The organism is Streptomyces sp. NBC_01304, from assembly GCF_035975855.1.
GTDB lineage: Bacteria > Actinomycetota > Actinomycetes > Streptomycetales > Streptomycetaceae > Streptomyces.
This window is the reverse complement of record NZ_CP109055.1, coordinates 2323000-2338849: the sequence shown is the minus strand read 5'-3', so window position 1 is coordinate 2338849 and position 15850 is coordinate 2323000. Positions and strand designations below refer to the sequence as shown.

Here is a 15850-nt window from a genome sequence, read left to right as displayed (position 1 = left end):
CGGTGCCTACACGTCGGCCGTGCCGAGGTACGCCTCCTTGACCTTCGGGTCGGCGCGTACCTCGGCGGCCGTGCCCTGGGCCAGGACCTCGCCCAGGTCGAGCACGACGACGCGGGCGCAGAGCTCCATGACGAAGGCGACGTTGTGCTCGATGAGGAGCACGGCACAGCCCTCCTCGTCGGCCAAGTGCCGGATGACAGCCGACAGTTGCTGTCTCTCGTCGGCTGTCATCCCGGACGCCGGCTCGTCGAGGAGCAGTACGCGCGGCGGATCGGCCACCGCGCGGGCCAGCTCCACCATCCGGGCCTGCCCGACGGGGAGCGCGCCCGCGTAGTCGCCGGCCAGCGCGTCGAGACCGCATTCGCGCAGGACCGTGGCGGCCCGTTCCCTCCTGGCCCTTTCGTGGGTACGTCGCGTCGGTGCGGCCACGAGATCGGCGGCGACCCCGCCACCGCCGCCGCGCCACTCCTGCGCCACCACCAGGTTGTCGGCGACCGTGAGCTGCCCGAACAGCTGCTGCCGCTGGAAGGTGCGGCGCATGCCGTGCCGGGCCCGCCAGACGGGGGAGCGCCGGGTGACGTCCGTACCGTCGAGCAGGACCCGGCCCGCGTCGGGGCGGCGGATGCCCGAGAGGACGTCGAACAGGGTGGTCTTGCCGGCCCCGTTGGGCCCGATCAGCCCGCAGACCTCGCCGGGCCGGATGCCGAGCGTCACGCCCTTGAGGGCGCGGATGCCGCCGAAGTGGACGCGTACGTCCTGGGTTTCGAGGAGGTGGTCGGTCATGGCTTCGCCGCCTCAGCTGTGCCGGATTCGGTTGCCGCGATGCCCAGGTAGGCCTCGGTGAGGCGGTCCGCCTGTACCTCCGAGCGGGGGCCGCACCAGCTGACCTTGCCCTGGGCGAGGTAGGCCACGGTGTCGGCGACGCCGAGGATTTCCGCCGCCTTCTCCTCCACCAGGAGAAGTGCCGTCCCGGCGTCCCTCAGCTCGGCGAGCAGCTGGAAGACCTCGTCGACGATGCGTGGGGCCAGGCCCAGGGAGGGCTCGTCGGCGATGAGGACCTTGGGGGGCTTCTGGAGGAGCGGGGCCAGGGCGAGCATCTGCTGCTCGCCGCCGGAGAGGGAGCCTGCGGGGATGCCGCGGCGGGTCGCGAGGGCGGGGAATCTTTCGTAGACCGCCGCGCGGTCGGGCTTGTCGGGGAGGTGCAGGGCGAGGTTTTCCTCGATGGTGAGGGTGGGGAAGATGCCGCGGCCCTCCGGGGCCAGGAGGATCCCTTGCCGGGACAGCTTGACGGGGCCGTCGGTGGTGGCGTCCCGCCCCTGTACGTGGATCTGGCCCCTGATCGGGGCGATCAGGCCTGCGGCCACCTTGCAAGTCGTCGATTTCCCGGCCCCGTTGGGGCCCAGGAGGGCCAGGATCTCGCCGGACCGGATGGTGAGGTCGACGCCGTGGAGGACGGGGGCTCCGTCGTAGCCTGCGTGGATGTTGTGGAGGGTGAGGGCTGTTGATTCCCCAACCCGCCCCTTCCCGTAATCCTGCGGAGCCTTGCGCCCTCCGGGCACGTCCTCAATCGCCGGACGGGCTGATTTGCTGAGCCCGAAGCCGTCCGCAGGACTTTCGGGAAGGGGCGGGGTGGGGAGAGAAGAAGCCCGACGCCGGTGCAGCCGCACCGACACCGCCGCGCAATACCCGTCCGGGTCGTTCGCCAGTGCCAGCCCCGCCAGCCCGAACAGAATCACCGGCAGGTGTGACGAATCGGTCACGTAGTCCGACAGGACATGCGGCACCAGCGCGAACACCAGCCCCGCCACCACGGCGAACTGGGGCCGCCGCACTCCCGCCGCGACCACCACCGCCAGCCACACCAACCCGGCCATGGCCGTGAAGTCCGTGGCCGTGATGCGGGTGTTGAAGGACGCGTACATCACGCCACCGAACCCGGCCAGGCCCGCCGACAGCGTGAACAGCATCAGCTTGGTCCGGATCACGGACACACCCGACGCCATCGCCGCAGCCGGAGCAGACCGCACCGCCAGCATCGCCCGCCCCGACGCCGAGTTCCGCAGCGCGCTGAGCGCGGCCACCGCCGCCGTCACCAGGACGACCATCGCGACGCCCATCGCACGGTCGTCGTTCAGGTCGACGAAGCCGAAGACGGGCCGGGGGATCTCCCACCCGGTGTCGCCGTTCCGCAACCACCCCATCTGGAACAGGACTTGGTCGGCAAGGAAGGCCAGCGCCAACGTGGCGAGCGCCAGCGACCGCCCCCCGAGCCGCAGCGCGGGCAGCGCCACCAGCGCCCCGAGCAGCGCCGCCACACACGTGCCCACCAGCGCGGCCGCGACAAAGGGCCAGCCATGGCTCATCAGCAGCCCGGCCACGAGCGCGGCACCCGTGACGAAGGTCGCCTGCGCCAGCGAGACCATCGCGCCGAGGCCCGTCACCACGGTGAACGAGATGAATACCAGGGAAATCGCCAGCCCTTGAGCCAGGATCCCGCTCCAGAAGGGCGTCGTCACCGTGTAGAAGGACAGCGCGAGCAAGACGGCGCCCAGCGCCCATGGCCCCCAACGCCGCCCCCACGACCGCCCCGCCAGATAGTCGATCGGTGGCGCGTCCGCCGCCGCCGTGCCCGCCGTGCGCTGCCGCCGCGTCAGGACGAGGAGCCCCACGAAGAGGATCAGGAAGGGCACGGCCGTACGGAATCCGGTGATGTTGTCCGCGAAGTCGGCGTACCCCGCGACCAGGTTCTGCAGCACACCCAGCGCGAGCCCGCCCGCGAACGCGAGGGGAATGGAGGCGAACCGGCCGAGGACCGCGGCGGTGGCCGAGACGAACAGGAACAGGGTGAAGTCGTTCGCGTTCAGCCCGAGCAGCGGCGTCGCGAGAACCCCCGCCAACCCCGCCAGCCCCGACGACAGCATCCACGCGATCGACGAGAGCCGGTCCGCGCTCATCCCGCGCAGTTCGACGAGGGACCGGTTGTCGACGGAGGCCCGCAGCCGCACCCCGAGCGGGGTGTGCCGCATGACCACCCAAAGACCCACCGCGACCACGGCCGTGCACACCCAGGTGATCAGCTGGTCGGAGTCGATCCCGACCCCGTCCGTCAGCTGCCAGACCTTCGCAGGACTCGGCCCGACCCCCGGCAGCCCGAACTGGTTCTCCGCGGACTTCACCGAAGCCCCGGCCTTCTCCAGCAGCTCGACGATCCACAGCCCGAGCGCGGGCAGCGCGACGAGCAGCCCGATCGTCGCCACGATCTGCGCCGTCTCACCCACCCGCGCCAGCTTGCGGAACATCAGCCGGTCGAGCCCCCAGCCGAGCCCCGGCGCGACCACGCACACCACGAGCACGGCCGTGGGCACGGCGGGCCAGCCGAGGCCCGAGTGCAACTCGTAGAAGCCGAGGGCACAGAGGTAAGCGGTCGCCCCGTGCGCGAAGTTGAAGAGCCCGGACGCCGAGTAGGAGAGCACGAGCCCGGTGGCGAGCAGCGCGTACAGCGCACCCGATACGAGCCCGCTGAGCACGAATCCCAGCAGATCAGCCATGGTGCGGACCCCCGGCTACTTGAAGGGAATGGGCTCGTAGCACTTGAACGGCGACGACACCGCGTACTTCCCGTCCTTGAGCTGTACGAGCGCCCCGCACCCGAACGCCTCCCGCTGCCCCTTGGGCAGGGCCCGGTCGCCGACCATCGTGCCGGTGTCGGAGAAGCCGTCCGCCGCCTTCTGGAACGACTCGACGGTCAGGTCCTTGCCGGCCTTCTCCGCGATCGAGAGGAAGAGGTCCGCGGACATGTAGCCGGTCATCATGTGCATGTTGAGCGGTACGTCCTTGCCCGCGGCCTTCTTGATGTCTTCCTTGAACTGCTTCATCGAGGGGCTCGTCGACTCGAACGGCTCGAAGGCGAGCAGCACGTGCACCCCGTCGAGCGCCTGCTTGGTGGCGTCCTTGGCGAGCAGGGCCGGGTCGTAGTCCGTCGGGTCGGTGAGCACGCCCTTGTAGCCGGCGCGCTTGAGGGCCGTGAACAGGCCGATGTTGTACGGGGTCTGCATCACCGAGACGATCGCGTCGGGCGCCTTGCCGCCGTTGCTGCGCAGCAGGGCCTTGGTGTACGCGGACCAGTCGCTGGGCGCGGTGGTGGTGGGGACGTTGGCCTTGGCGTACGTCACCTTGAAGCCGGCCGTCTTGAAGCCCTGTTGGTACGTACGGATGCTGAACTTGCCGGGCTCGTTGTCATTGGCGATGATCGCCACCGACTTGCCCTTGGCGCCGCCGAGGACGTGGGCGAGGCCCTCGGGCCAGCTCTGGGTGATGGTGCCGCCGGGCATCGGGACCAGGCAGCCGTTGAAGCCGTAGAGGAACTTGTTCTGGCCGCAGAACGAGGGAAGGGTGCCCCAGCCGAAGGTCGGCACCTTCTGCTTCTCCAGGAAGTCGGCGCCGGAGAAGGTGGTGGAGCTCATCGGGGAGACGGCGAAGACCTTCTCCTGCTGGACGAGTTTGCGGGCCGCGGCCATGTTCTTGCCGCCGTCCTGCCCGTCGTCCTCCGCGCCCAGGTAGTCGATCTTGCGGCCGTTGATGCCGCCCTCCGCGTTGGCGCGGTCGTAGCGGGCCTTGGCGCCGAGGTCGGTGTCCTTCTTGCTGTAACCGCTCGCGGTCGTCATCGACACGATGCCGCCGACCTTGATGGAGTCGGCGCTCACGCCGCGTGCCGAACTGCCTTTGTCCCCATCGCCACTTGACGTGGAGGCGGAGTTGCACGCGGTGGCGGCGAGCAGCAGTGCCCCCGCTGCGGCGATGGTTCGGATGGTTCGTCGCGACACGGTCGGGATCCCTCCGCCAAACAGGAATGTTGCAGTGTGACGGTGATTCTGTGCGGGACCTGATGAACCGTCAATAACTGTCGCAGCGGGAATTGATGGACCGTCAGTTCTGGCTGTGGCGCGTGCTGATGACCCGTCAGCTCCGGTAAAGAGCCTCGACCTCAGTGTCGTACGCCTGCTCGATCGCCTTGCGCTTGAGCTTGAGCGACGGGGTGAGCAGACCGTGCTCCTCGGAGAACTGGTGCGCCAGGATCCGGAACGTACGGATCGACTCGGCCTGTGAGACCAGGGTGTTGGCGGCCACCACGGCCCGCCGGATCTCGGTCTCCAGATCGGGGTCGCGGACGAGATCGGCGGGTGCGAGGGTCGGCTTGCCGCGCATGTTCAGCCAGTGCTCGACCGAGTCGGCGTCCAAGGTGACGAGCGCCGCGATGTACGGACGGTCGTTGCCGACCACGATGCACTGGGCGACCAAGGGGTGATCGCGTACGCGCTCCTCCAGCTGCGAGGGGGAGACGCTCTTGCCGCCGGAGGTCACGATGATCTCCTTCTTGCGGCCGGTGATCGTCAGATAGCCGTCCTCGTCGAGCGCCCCCAGGTCGCCGGTCGCGAGCCAGCCGTCGTGCAGCACCGCGTCGGTCGCCTTCGGGTCGCCCAGGTAGCCCTGGAAGACCTGGTCGCCGTACAGCCACACCTCGCCGTCGTCCGCGATGTGCACGGTGGTGCCGGGGATCGGGCGGCCGACCGTGCCGAAGCGGGTCTGCTCGGGCGGATTGGCGGTCGCGGCCGCCGTGGACTCGGTCAGCCCGTAGCCCTCGTAGATGATGACGCCGGCGCCCGCGAAGAAGAGACCGAGCCGCCGGTCCATGCCCGAGCCGCCCGACATGGCGTGCCGCACCCGGCCGCCCATCGCGTCGCGCACCTTGGAGTAGACGAGCTTGTCGAAGACCGAGTGCTGCATGCGCAGCCCCGCCGAAGGCCCCGGGCCCGTCCCGAACGCCTTCTGCTCCATGGCGTCCGCGTACTTCACGGCGCACTCGACGGCCTTGTCGAAGGGGCCGAGCTTGCCGTCGGCCTCGGCCTTCCTGCGCGCCGCGTTGAAGACCTTCTCGAAGATGTACGGCACCGCGAGGATGAACGTCGGCCGGAACGCGGCCAGATCGGGCAGCAGCGCCGCCGCGCTCAGGTCCGGCTGATGGGCGAGCTTGACCCCGGCGCGCACCGCCCCGATCTGCACCATTCGCCCGAAGACATGCGCGAGCGGCAGGAACAGCAGCGTCGAGGCGACGTCGCCGGACTTGGTGTGGAAGACCGGCTCCCAGCGCTCGGTGACCGTGTCCGCCTCGTACATGAAGTTGGCGTGGGTGATCACGCAGCCCTTGGGGCGGCCGGTGGTGCCCGAGGTGTAGATGATCGTGGCCACCGAGTCGGGGGTCACGGCGCGGCGGTGGCGCTGGACCACCTCGTCGTCGATGTGCTCGCCGGCCGCCCGCACCTCGCCCATCGCGTCCGCGTCCAGCTGCCAGAGCCGCTGCAGCTGCGGCAGCCGGTCGATGACCGAGCCGATCGTCATCGCGTGGTCCTCGTGCTCCACCACGCAGGCCGAGACCTGGGCGTCGTGCAGCATCCAGAAGACCTGCTCGGCCGAGGAGGTGGGGTAGATCGGCACCACCTGGGCGCCGATGGTCCACAGCGCGAAGTCGAAGAGCGTCCACTCGTAGCGGGTCCGCGACATGATCGCGACGCGGTCCCCGAAGCGCACGCCGTGCGCGAGCAGACCCTTGGCGAGCGCGAGCACCTCGTCACGGAACTCGGCGGCCGTCACGTCCTGCCAGCGGCCGTCGATCTTGCGCCCGAACGCGGTCCGGTGCGGGTCCTCGAGGGCATGGTCGAAGACGGCGTCTGCAAGGCCGCCCACCGGCGGCGCCGACGCCAGGGGAGGGGAGGTGAACTCGCGCAATGGTTCTCCTAGTGGCGCTCCGCACAGCGCCGGTGACGGTACCCCACTGTGCGCCCCGGCGGGAGGGGGTCATTCCAGGTCGGGGCGCGCGGTATCGGTACAGGTCAGCCGGGTAAATACGGTCACAAGGGGCGAGGTTGGGGCAGAATCCGGACGGGATTCTGACTCTTCAGTAAGTTACGGCGGCGTAATCTCCACGGAATCTGTACGAGGCAGTCACCGGGGTGCCGGTGCCCGAGCCGGTTCTGGCCGGGAGTGATGCCCTTGTCCGACGGCGCCCCCACGAATAATGGAGGCGGAACGGCCCGGCCGTCCCGGGGGGTGGTCAGGTGGACCCGAGGTACCCGATGGACCCGACGAGCGTCCCGCGGCAGGTGTCCGAAGGCGGGCGGCGCAAGGTGATCAGGGTCGCGGTCGTGGACGAGAACGACATCTTCCGGCGCGGCCTGGTGGCGTGCCTGGAGACCGACGAGGCGCTCCTCGTGGTGCACGAGGCACCCTTCGGACCGGTGCCGGACGGCGTGGACGTGGTGCTCGCCTCGGCCCGCGCGGCACCCGGGCCGACCGGATCGGAAACGGCCGAGGGGCAGGGCGAGGGACAGGCCGACGGGCAGGCCGGGCGGCCGGTCGAAGGGCCGCCCCGGCTGATCTGCGCCGACCCCTGCTGCCTCGACGGGCAGCCGGGCCGGCCCCCGGCCGACGCGGTGCTCTCCCGCTCCCGGCTCACCGAGGAGCAGCTGCTCGCCGCCGTGCACGCGGCCGCCTGCGGGCTCCAGCTGCGGGGCGCCCGGCCGGTACGGGCCGAGGCGCGGGCGGCCGACGCGCTGACCGACCGCATGCGGCAGGTCCTCGCGCTGCTCGCCGACGGGTGCGGGACGCGGGAGATCGCCGACCGGATCGGGTTCTCGGAGCGCACGGTCAAGAGCGTGGTCCAGCAGGCCCAGTACCGTCTCGGGGCGCGCAGCCGGGCCCAGGCGGTGGCCACCGCGATCCGGGACGGGCTCATCTGACGGGACGGGCTCATCTGAAACGTACCGACTCGCCCGCGCCTACGGGCAGTTGACCTTCCCTTCGGGGCAAGGCCCGGTCCCGGTCTGCCCCGAGGTCCGCCCCGGCGGCCGCTTCACCGGGGACGCCGGGCACTGCTCTGCTTGCGGCATGAAGCATGCAGACGTCCCGCTGTGGCTCGACGAACCGAACGTGATCTTCCGCCGGGGCCTGGCCGACTGCCTCACCAGGGCCGGCTTCGTGATCGTCGGGGAGAGCGCGCGGCTGTTGCCCGCGCCCGACCTGGGCGCGGCCGCGCTCCTGGTCACCGGGGCGGACCCGGAGTGCCTGCCCGGCCTCGCGGCGCTCCTCGAAGGGCGGCCGCTGCCGCTGCTCGGGCTGCTCGACGCGGCCCGGCCCGAGTGGGTGCGCCCGGCCCTGGAGTGCGGCTTCGCCGGGCTGCTGGTGCGCGCCGAGACGACCCCCGAGGGCCTGGTCGCCGCGGTGGACGCGATCGCCGCAGGCACCGGCGCACTGCCGCCCGCGCTGCTCGCCGGGCTCCTCGCCGACCTCGGCGGCGCCGGGCGGCTGCGCGCGGTCACCGGCCTGCTCGCCCGGCGCGAGCTCGATGTGCTCCGGCTGCTCGCGGACGGCAGCAGCACCCGCGAGATCGCCGGAGCGCTCGCGTACTCCGAGCGCACGGTCAAGAACATCGTGCACGACACCCTGACCAAGCTGAACTGCCGCACCCGCGCCCACGCCGTGGCCACGGTGGTCCGCCAGGGCGCCCTCTAGGACGCCCCAACAGGCGGTAGCGGCTGCCCGGTTGACTGCCCGGCCGCCTCTCGTACGGCCTCCCGCACCGGCCTAGCGTCGAGGCGTACCCAACCGGCGAACGGCAGCGAGCGGGGGAGGCGGCATGTGCTCCGAGTTCTGGTGGCTGGCTTCGGTGGCATCGCCGGACGCGGCATCCGGGCGATCCTGCGACCGCCCGAATTCCTCGTCGAGGAATGCCCGGTGGACGCCGTGACGGCGCTCGTCGCGGCGACCCACCCCGATGTGCTGCTCCTGGAGACCGGCCCGTACGACGGCTTCGGGCGGGACATGCGCTCCGTGGCGGTCGCGGCCGGCACCACCGTGGTCGAGTGCTCCGCGCACCGCACCACCCTGCGCGTCCACCCGCCGACGGGCGGCTGCTTCACCCGGCCGCTCAGCGAACACGCCCTCCTCGACAGCGTCCGCGCCGGTGGGCGGGGGTGACCGTGCGGATCACCACGTACCGCATCCCGTCGGGAACCGCGGGCACCGCGCGGACCGTGCGGCACATCCGCGCCCTCATCCTGAGCGGCGCCAAGGACATGGCGGTACGCCGCCGGGCCGTGCACATCCTCGGCGTCGAGGGTGTGCCCGCCAAGGACTATCTCGCCGAGATCAGGGCCCTGTTCGAGTGGGTGCGCCGCAACGTCCGCTACACCCGCGACCCGTACCGCGTCGAACTCCTGCACTCCGCCCGGCGGATGCTCCAGCTGCGGGCCGGTGACTGCGACGACATGACCATCCTGCTCGGCGCGCTGCTGGAGTCCGTCGGGCACCCGGTCCGCATCGTCCTCGCCGGGCCCGACCCGGACCGGCCCGGCCTGTTCACGCACGTCTATCCCGAGGCCGGCCACCGCGGCCGCTGGATCGCCCTGGACGCGACGATGCCGCACCCCATGGGCTGGGCGCCCGACAGCCCGGTGAAGAAGGTCATTTCGCTGCGTACGCGAACACGAAGGGGATGTGCCATGAACTCGGCAGCGAGGAACGCGTCGCCGATGAACGCGTCGGCCGTGAACGCGCCGTCCATGAATCCGGCCGCCATGGACCCGGGGGCCCTGGACGGCCCGTTAGGACAGCCGCCCCCGGGACCGGCCGCGGACCTGATCGCGGCGGTACGCCGGCCGGGGCTGCCCGCGCGCGACCCCCGGGTCCGGGCGGTCTGGGACCAGCTGCGCGCCGAGGGCCGCCTCGGCCAGGACCCCTGGCTGCGCCAAGTGCTGCGCCGGATCTGGCAGTCCGGGCTCGGCCCCGGCCACCGCCCGCGCACAGCGGCCCGGTTGGCGGCCGCGCTGCTCGCACCCGGGACGTATCCCGGCCAGACGCCCGGCTACCCCGGACCCTGGAACGCCTATCCGGCGCCCGCGTACTACCCGGCCACCGCCCCCTTCTACGTCCCGCCCGCCCGCCGGTACTGGCGCCAGGGCCGACCCGGCTACGGGTACCGGCCGGGCTACGGCTACCGCCCCGGTCAGGGCTATCGGCCCGCCCTGCCCTACGCGCCGCAGGCCCCGTACCGCCCGCCCGTCCCGTACGCGTACCCCCGCGACCACCGCACGGCACGCGTGCGCTGAACGCCAGGACCGCATTCCCCGCGATACCCGTGAAACGCGATACCCGTGAAAGGAGAGCGAGGCCATGGCACGGGTGACCGGCGTCAAGGAGAAGCTGCACAGCCCTCTTTACGACGCCTTCTTCCTGCGCGACGACAGTGAGACGTTCGAGGACCGGATGACCGACCCTCGCGTGATCCGCTTCTTCGTCGACGTACAGGACAAGACACGCCTCGAGACCAACATGCAGGCGGCCGGTGTGCTGCCGAGCCTGAACAGCTTCGAGGCACGGGCGATGCGCGTGGTCGTCAGCGACACGGCGCCGGTCCACGACCACCCGGACCCCTTCATCCCAGACCTGATCTTCAGCTCCGTGGTGACGCTCCTGGTCGGCGAGAAGGAGGCGATCACCGCGCCGACGTTCATGTTCCCGGCCGGCGCCGGGGTGTTCTCCGGCAGCAGCGCGTCGCCGCTGAGCCACGGCATGCCCGACCCGATGGCCACCTTCCGCTTCGCCGAGCCGGTGCTCATCGAGCCCCAGCAGAACTTCCGGGTCGAAATGCTCTTCCCGCGCGGGCTGCCCGGATCCGTGGCGCGCGAGACGGGCCCCCGGAACGTCTGGGTGGTCCTCGACGGCTACCTGGAGCGCGACGTCCAGTAGGGAGACCTCAGGCATGTTCCACGACGGACTAGACGACGGACTAGACGACGGATTCGACCTCGGCGACGAGGAATTGATGACCGTGCAAGGGCTCGACGGATATGGCGCCTACGGTGCGTACGGCTGCGCGATGTGCGGCTACGGCGACTGCCCCGGTGACGGGACCTGCGGCCAGTACGAGGACGTCGCCGGGTACGGCCAGCCGGCGGGCATGGGCCAGTACGGCCAGGAAGAACCCCTCGGCTGGTACGGCGAGACCGACGAGCTCGGCCACACCTTCCAGCCGCAGGCCGCCCACACCGCCAGGTGTGTGCCGGGCGAGGTGCGCCGGGGCCGGGACGGGCGGCTGTACGAGTGGGTCGAGGGGTACGACGGGCTCGGATCCCCGGTGGGGTTCTGGTCGTTGATACCCGCCCTCGCCAAGACGGTGCTGCCGCTGGCCGCCCGCTATCTGCCCCAGGTGCTGCGGGCCGTACGCGGCCGCCGACCGCCGCGCATGCTGCCGCCCGCGATGCAGTACGCCGCCCCCACGCCCCTGGTCGCCCCCATGCCGCCCGCACCGGAGGCGCCGCCCGGCGAGGGCGACGAGCTGAACGGCTTCGGATACGGCTACGGATACGGCGAGGGCCCGGCCGACGAGCCGCTCGCCGAGGGCGAGGAGCCGGGCGGCACCGGCGACTACGTGCCCGGCCCCGAAGGCAACCCGGGACAGGGCGGCGTGGAGGGCTACGTCCGCGAACGGCGGCCCAGGACCCGGGCGTTCCGCCGCCCCGTACAGGCCCCCGAACTCTGGCGGCCGCTCTGGTGACCGGAGGTCACGATGCAGGACGACCAGCAGTACGGCCGGCAGAACGGCGCGCAGTACGGGTCGCGGTACGGCTCACAACACGGCTCGCAGCAGGGCGAGTTCGGACAGGCCCCGGTGCGCTACCCCGACCGTGGCGACGGTCAGGCGCCGTGGTCCGGGCCGCCCTCCACCAAGGAGATCCCCTTCGACCACGTCGTGGTCCTCAGGCTGCGCGGCCTGGCCGGCAACCGGGTCGAGGAGACCCTCAGCATCAGCGTCGACGGAGCCTTCGTCGCCACCTCGATCGGCTACAGCTTCATCCCCAAACCACCCACCGGCGGCGTCATCAACGGCCAGGCCGTCCAACTGCCGCCCCCCTGGGACGCGTTGGTCGGTGCCGCCTTCAACGATCCGGCGGACGCGGCCCGCTGCCTCTTCGCGCGCTTCTGCGGCATCGACTTCACGTACAGCATCGTCGACAGCGGCAGCGGCCGTGAGCTGCAGAACCGGGCGATCCACAACATCGCGGGGCTCGGCAGCTCCGACGGCGCGCGGCCGTTCAGGCCGATGGCCAAGCCGATGCTGTTCCTGCCCCGGTCCACGATCCGGATCGTCGTCGACGAGGTCTCCGAAGGGCCGCTGTTCACGGACGCGCAGCTCTTCTTCGTGCTGCACGGCTACAAGATGCTCGGCTATCTGCCATGACCGCCCAGCCGTACGCCTCCTCGTCGGCCCGCTACGACCAGGCGTCCTGCACCGTGTGCGGCTGCGCCGGAGCCGGTCAGTGCCACGTCTGCGGCAGCCCGCTGGACGCCCGGGTCTTCGACAGCTCCAGCGTGCTGGCCGCGCCGGGGCCCGGCGAGGAGGTGGTGCTCGCCCGGTTCGAACTGCCGGCCACGCACTGTGGACTGCTGCAGTACTTCGCCCAGTTCACCGACCGCTTCGCCCGCGACCCCACCAAGCTGGCGACGCCCGGGTACCGCTGGCAGATCCGCAGCGACGTACAGCCGCTCGACCCGTACCTGAGCTTCGGGCACATCATCAATCCCTGGGGCCTGTCCGGCTTTCCGCTCGACATCCGGGTCTCCGAGGGCGCGACCCTCGAGTTCACCGTCCGCAACACGGGGGCCTCGCGGGCGGACGAGTTGACCGAGGTGGCCGGGCGGATCGTGGGCCGGCACTGGTACGACGTCCGGTTCGGGGGCGCGCCGGGACGTCTGTGACGCGAAGCCCGGGACGTCTGTGACGCGAAGCCTTGACGCACGACCGACCCGAGGAGCGGGACGCGATGGTGTACATCCGAACGCCGGGCTGGTCCGGCGCACTTGGGCAGGGGCCGGTCCGGCCGCCGTCGCGGCGCTGCGCGGCGTTCAACCGGGCGAGCACGCCGCACGACACCGCGTCGAGGCTGCTGATCGAGCAGCTGCGGCTGCCGGTCACCGCCGAGCAGACGGCTCTGCAGGCCCGGCGGGCCGAGACGCTGCGCCGGCTGTTCCGGAGCCTCGATGCCGCCACGGCCGCCCGGCTGGCCGCACGCCTCAACGACATGTCCGACCCCCTCGCCAGGTTCTTGGACTGCGAACTGTCGATGCCGCTGAGGGCGGAACTGCGGGCTTTGCTGAACCGGCCCCCGGCGCCGGCCTCCTCGCCGCCCGGCCCGTCACCCAGGGCGCCGTGGCCCTTCGCGCCTCCCTGGCCGCCCGTCCAGCCCCCGCAGCCGCCGCCGTTCCAGCCCTCGCAGCCTCCCGCGCAGCCCCCGATGCCCTGCCCGCCGTGGGCGCGTTGCGGCCCCGGCGAAGAGGTCATCTTCGATCCGCCGCCGCCCGGCATCTCGGTCACCGACCTGCTCAGGCGCGCCCGCGACCTCCTGGACTTCGCCCTCAAGATCGGCCTGACCGGAGCGGCCGTCGCCGCCCTCGCGGCCGCGCTCGCCGAGGCCGGGAAGCTCCTCGCGGTGTTCACCGGGGCCAACATCGGCGGCCGGCTGATCTTCCACTCGGGTGTCGGCCGGCTGCAGATCCTGACCTCCCCGCCGGGCGCCGACGCCCACTACCTCGTCCGGCGCGCCGTCGCGGCGGCCATGCAACGCCCGGAATGGGCCCAACTGGAGGCGCGACTGCGCGAGTTGCCCCGCTTCGAGGGCCCCGTACAGGAGCAGCTGCGTGACGCCAGGGGCCGTTTCCGGCCACGGCAGCCCGGCGACCAGGGCCCCGGCTCGGACTGGGAGGAGGTCGCCTGTGCCCGGGTCGCCCGGAACTTCCCGTACTCCGCCAACAAGGTCTACGTACGCGCCTATTCGGCCCCTCCGGGCACCCCGAACCGGCGCCTGGGCCACCTGGTGATCGTCGACTGCATCGGCTCCCGCAGCCGCACCAGGGGCCTCAAGCTCTTCGAGGCCAAACAGGGCGGCTGGTTCCGCCGCCTGCAGGGCCTCGTCTACGGAATGCTGGAGGCGAACGGCGGCCAGATCATCACCGCCCGCGGCCCCTACCCCGCCGGTCTGCAGCTGCCCGTCGGCACCAAGGTCCACGTCCTGACCCCCACCAACATCGAGATGATTCTCCGGGAATCCTGATGTCGCCAACCCGCCCTTCGGTGACGGCAGTTCGGCAGCTGTCCCCGTACGAGCAGCTGGCCGCCCGCTACGACGCCCTCCTCGGCGACCGCGCCTTCGCCCGCCTCGGCCGCGCCTACGCACGGATCGAACGCCACTACGGCCTCGCCTTCCGCTCCGCCGCCGACGTGGGCTGCGGCACCGGCACCTTCGTGGCCCAGCTGCGGGCCCGCGGCATCCACCCCGTCTGGGGCGTGGACCGCTCCCCGCACATGCTGGCCAGAGCCCTCGCCAAGAACCGGGGGAACGGCGCCCGCTTCCTCCTCCAGGACCTGCGCACCCTGCGCCTGCCGCACCAAGTCGACCTGCTGACCTGCCAGTTCGACACCCTGAACTATCTGCTCCGGCCGCCCGAACTGCACACCGCGCTACGCGCCTTCGCCCGCGCCCTGCCTCCCGGCGGCCACACGGTCTTCGACATGATCGTGCGCACCGGTCCCGGTGCGGCGCCCCTGCGCCGGGTGCGGGTGGAGCGTCGAGGGCCGCAGGGGACCGCGTACGAGACCCACGTCCAACGCGCCTACCGCACCGAGGAGATCACCGCCGCCCTCACCGGCAGCGGCTTCCACCTGCGCGGCGCCCACCCGGTCCCCGAAGGGCACCCGGCCCTGCGGCTGGTCTTCGTGGCCCGCAAGGCGGACACCGCCGTCAGCCCTCGCAGCGGGCGAAGTCCATCACCCAGTTGGTCACCCAGGTCTGCTCCCCGTCCACCGAGTACGCCTGCTCCCAACGGGCCGTCGACTCACTGATGTTCGACCACCGGAACCGCACCCGCACCACCTTGCCCTCGTACGGCTCGTCCCCGAAGAACTCACCGGTCCCGTCCTCGGCGAACCGCCCGGTCACCGGCGGATACAGCAGCCCCGTGCGGGAGTCCGCCCAGTACAGCGACCACTCCTTGGTGGCCTGGTTGAACAGCCGCAGCGTCAGCCCCGAGTAGCCCTTCCCCGGAACGGTCACCTCGTCGAAGTGCGCGGCACCCCCGAAGTGCGTACCGCCCTCGGTGACCCCCTCGAACTCGTCCCAGCCACCCGCCTCCGGCGCCAGGAAGTCGTGCGCCCTGCGGTGCCGGACCGACCAGCGGCCGGTGAGGAAGTCGAAGTCGTGCGGAGTGGTCGTGGTGGTGCTCATGAGCGGTCTCCTGTCGTGCCCTCGGGGAGGGAGTCGGCGATATACGCATCCAGATCGGGCTTTTCGGGCGCGAGCATGTGCCGCACCCAGGCATCGCGTTCATGCGTGATCGGCGGGATCTCCCATACGCAGCCGATCCAGGGCGTCTTGGCGACGACGAAGTGCGTCGGGTCGAGGTCCGGGCAGTCCAGCGCCGGCTGGCCCGCGGCCGCGCCCGCGAAGTGCAGGACGTTGTCCCATGCCCAGCTGTAGGCGTTGAGGTAGGCGCCGGTGTCGGTGCCGCGGTGCAGCACGACGAAGGTGGCGGGCGGCGTGCCGTCCGGCTCCGGCAGCAGGGTCGGCAGGATCTTGTACGCCGCCTCCTCGACGTCCGGCGCGATGCCGGCCGGGTCGGCGCTCACGTGGTAGCGCTTGATCCGGCGGCCGCCCGCCTCGATGGGCGGTGGGGTCCACAGGTGCTTCTCTTCGAAAGCCGTGTTCAAAGCCATGGCTGGACGGTAGGGCCGCTTCACTGACAT

Annotated in this window: 16 protein-coding genes; 10 read left to right on the top strand and 6 right to left on the bottom strand. The window is 71.5% G+C overall.

The window, feature by feature from the left end; genetic code table 11:
• Positions 1-6 precede the first annotated feature (6 nt).
• The 4 genes from OG430_RS10175 to OG430_RS10160 form a co-directional block, all read right to left on the bottom strand.
• Positions 7-783 carry an ABC transporter ATP-binding protein gene (locus OG430_RS10175; protein ID WP_327352115.1) on the bottom strand — a complete coding sequence of 259 codons (777 nt, stop codon included), beginning with the start codon at positions 781-783 and terminating at the stop codon, positions 7-9.
• Positions 780-3548, bottom strand: coding sequence for an ABC transporter permease subunit (locus tag OG430_RS10170; RefSeq protein WP_327352114.1), 2769 nt, complete (start codon positions 3546-3548; stop codon positions 780-782). Before OG430_RS10170 ends, OG430_RS10175 begins: the two co-directional genes overlap by 4 nt.
• A 15-nt stretch (positions 3549-3563) precedes the next feature.
• Positions 3564-4823, bottom strand: a complete 1260-nt coding sequence (locus OG430_RS10165) for an ABC transporter substrate-binding protein (RefSeq protein ID WP_327352113.1) — start codon at positions 4821-4823, stop codon at positions 3564-3566.
• A gap of 136 nt (positions 4824-4959) precedes the next feature.
• Complete coding sequence (locus OG430_RS10160) at positions 4960-6783, bottom strand: AMP-dependent synthetase/ligase (protein WP_327352112.1); 1824 nt, start codon at positions 6781-6783, stop codon at positions 4960-4962.
• A 347-nt stretch (positions 6784-7130) separates the two neighbouring features.
• Between OG430_RS10160 and OG430_RS10155 the strand changes: the two genes are divergently transcribed.
• From OG430_RS10155 to OG430_RS10110, 10 genes are all read left to right on the top strand, one after another.
• Positions 7131-7793 (top strand): response regulator transcription factor, encoded by a 663-nt coding sequence (locus tag OG430_RS10155; RefSeq protein WP_327352111.1) that lies wholly within the window; start codon positions 7131-7133, stop codon positions 7791-7793.
• 148 nt (positions 7794-7941) lie between these two features.
• Positions 7942-8565, top strand: a complete 624-nt coding sequence (locus OG430_RS10150; RefSeq protein ID WP_327352110.1) for a helix-turn-helix transcriptional regulator — start codon at positions 7942-7944, stop codon at positions 8563-8565.
• A 126-nt stretch (positions 8566-8691) separates the two neighbouring features.
• Positions 8692-9030, top strand: coding sequence for a hypothetical protein (locus OG430_RS10145; RefSeq protein WP_327352109.1), 339 nt, complete (start codon positions 8692-8694; stop codon positions 9028-9030).
• Positions 9031-9032: 2 nt separating this feature from the next.
• Entirely contained in the window at positions 9033-10160 is a 1128-nt protein-coding gene (locus OG430_RS10140) for a transglutaminase-like domain-containing protein (RefSeq protein WP_327352108.1), read from the top strand.
• Between the two features lie 64 nt (positions 10161-10224).
• Positions 10225-10800 (top strand): hypothetical protein, encoded by a 576-nt coding sequence (locus tag OG430_RS10135; protein ID WP_327352107.1) that lies wholly within the window; start codon positions 10225-10227, stop codon positions 10798-10800.
• Positions 10801-10813: 13 nt separating this feature from the next.
• Entirely contained in the window at positions 10814-11608 is a 795-nt protein-coding gene (locus OG430_RS10130) for a hypothetical protein (RefSeq protein WP_327352106.1), read from the top strand.
• Between the two features lie 12 nt (positions 11609-11620).
• Entirely contained in the window at positions 11621-12292 is a 672-nt protein-coding gene (locus OG430_RS10125) for a hypothetical protein (protein ID WP_327352105.1), read from the top strand.
• Positions 12289-12810 (top strand): hypothetical protein, encoded by a 522-nt coding sequence (locus tag OG430_RS10120; protein ID WP_327352104.1) that lies wholly within the window; start codon positions 12289-12291, stop codon positions 12808-12810. Before OG430_RS10125 ends, OG430_RS10120 begins: the two co-directional genes overlap by 4 nt.
• A 65-nt stretch (positions 12811-12875) precedes the next feature.
• A complete protein-coding gene (locus OG430_RS10115) occupies positions 12876-14162 on the top strand; it encodes a hypothetical protein (RefSeq protein ID WP_327352103.1) in 1287 nt (428 codons plus the stop codon).
• Positions 14162-14950 carry a class I SAM-dependent DNA methyltransferase gene (locus tag OG430_RS10110; protein WP_327352102.1) on the top strand — a complete coding sequence of 263 codons (789 nt, stop codon included), beginning with the start codon at positions 14162-14164 and terminating at the stop codon, positions 14948-14950. Before OG430_RS10115 ends, OG430_RS10110 begins: the two co-directional genes overlap by 1 nt.
• Here OG430_RS10110 and OG430_RS10105 read toward each other — a convergent pair.
• Both OG430_RS10105 and OG430_RS10100 read right to left on the bottom strand, forming a co-directional pair.
• The gene (locus OG430_RS10105) at positions 14850-15332 is read right to left on the bottom strand and encodes a hypothetical protein (protein WP_327352101.1); all 483 of its coding nucleotides are present in this window, start codon (positions 15330-15332) and stop codon (positions 14850-14852) included. The two genes, OG430_RS10110 and OG430_RS10105, sit on opposite strands and share 101 nt — an antisense overlap.
• Complete coding sequence (locus tag OG430_RS10100; protein ID WP_327352100.1) at positions 15329-15820, bottom strand: hypothetical protein; 492 nt, start codon at positions 15818-15820, stop codon at positions 15329-15331. The genes OG430_RS10105 and OG430_RS10100 overlap by 4 nt, the downstream gene beginning before the upstream one ends.
• Between the last annotated feature and the right edge of the window lie 30 nt (positions 15821-15850).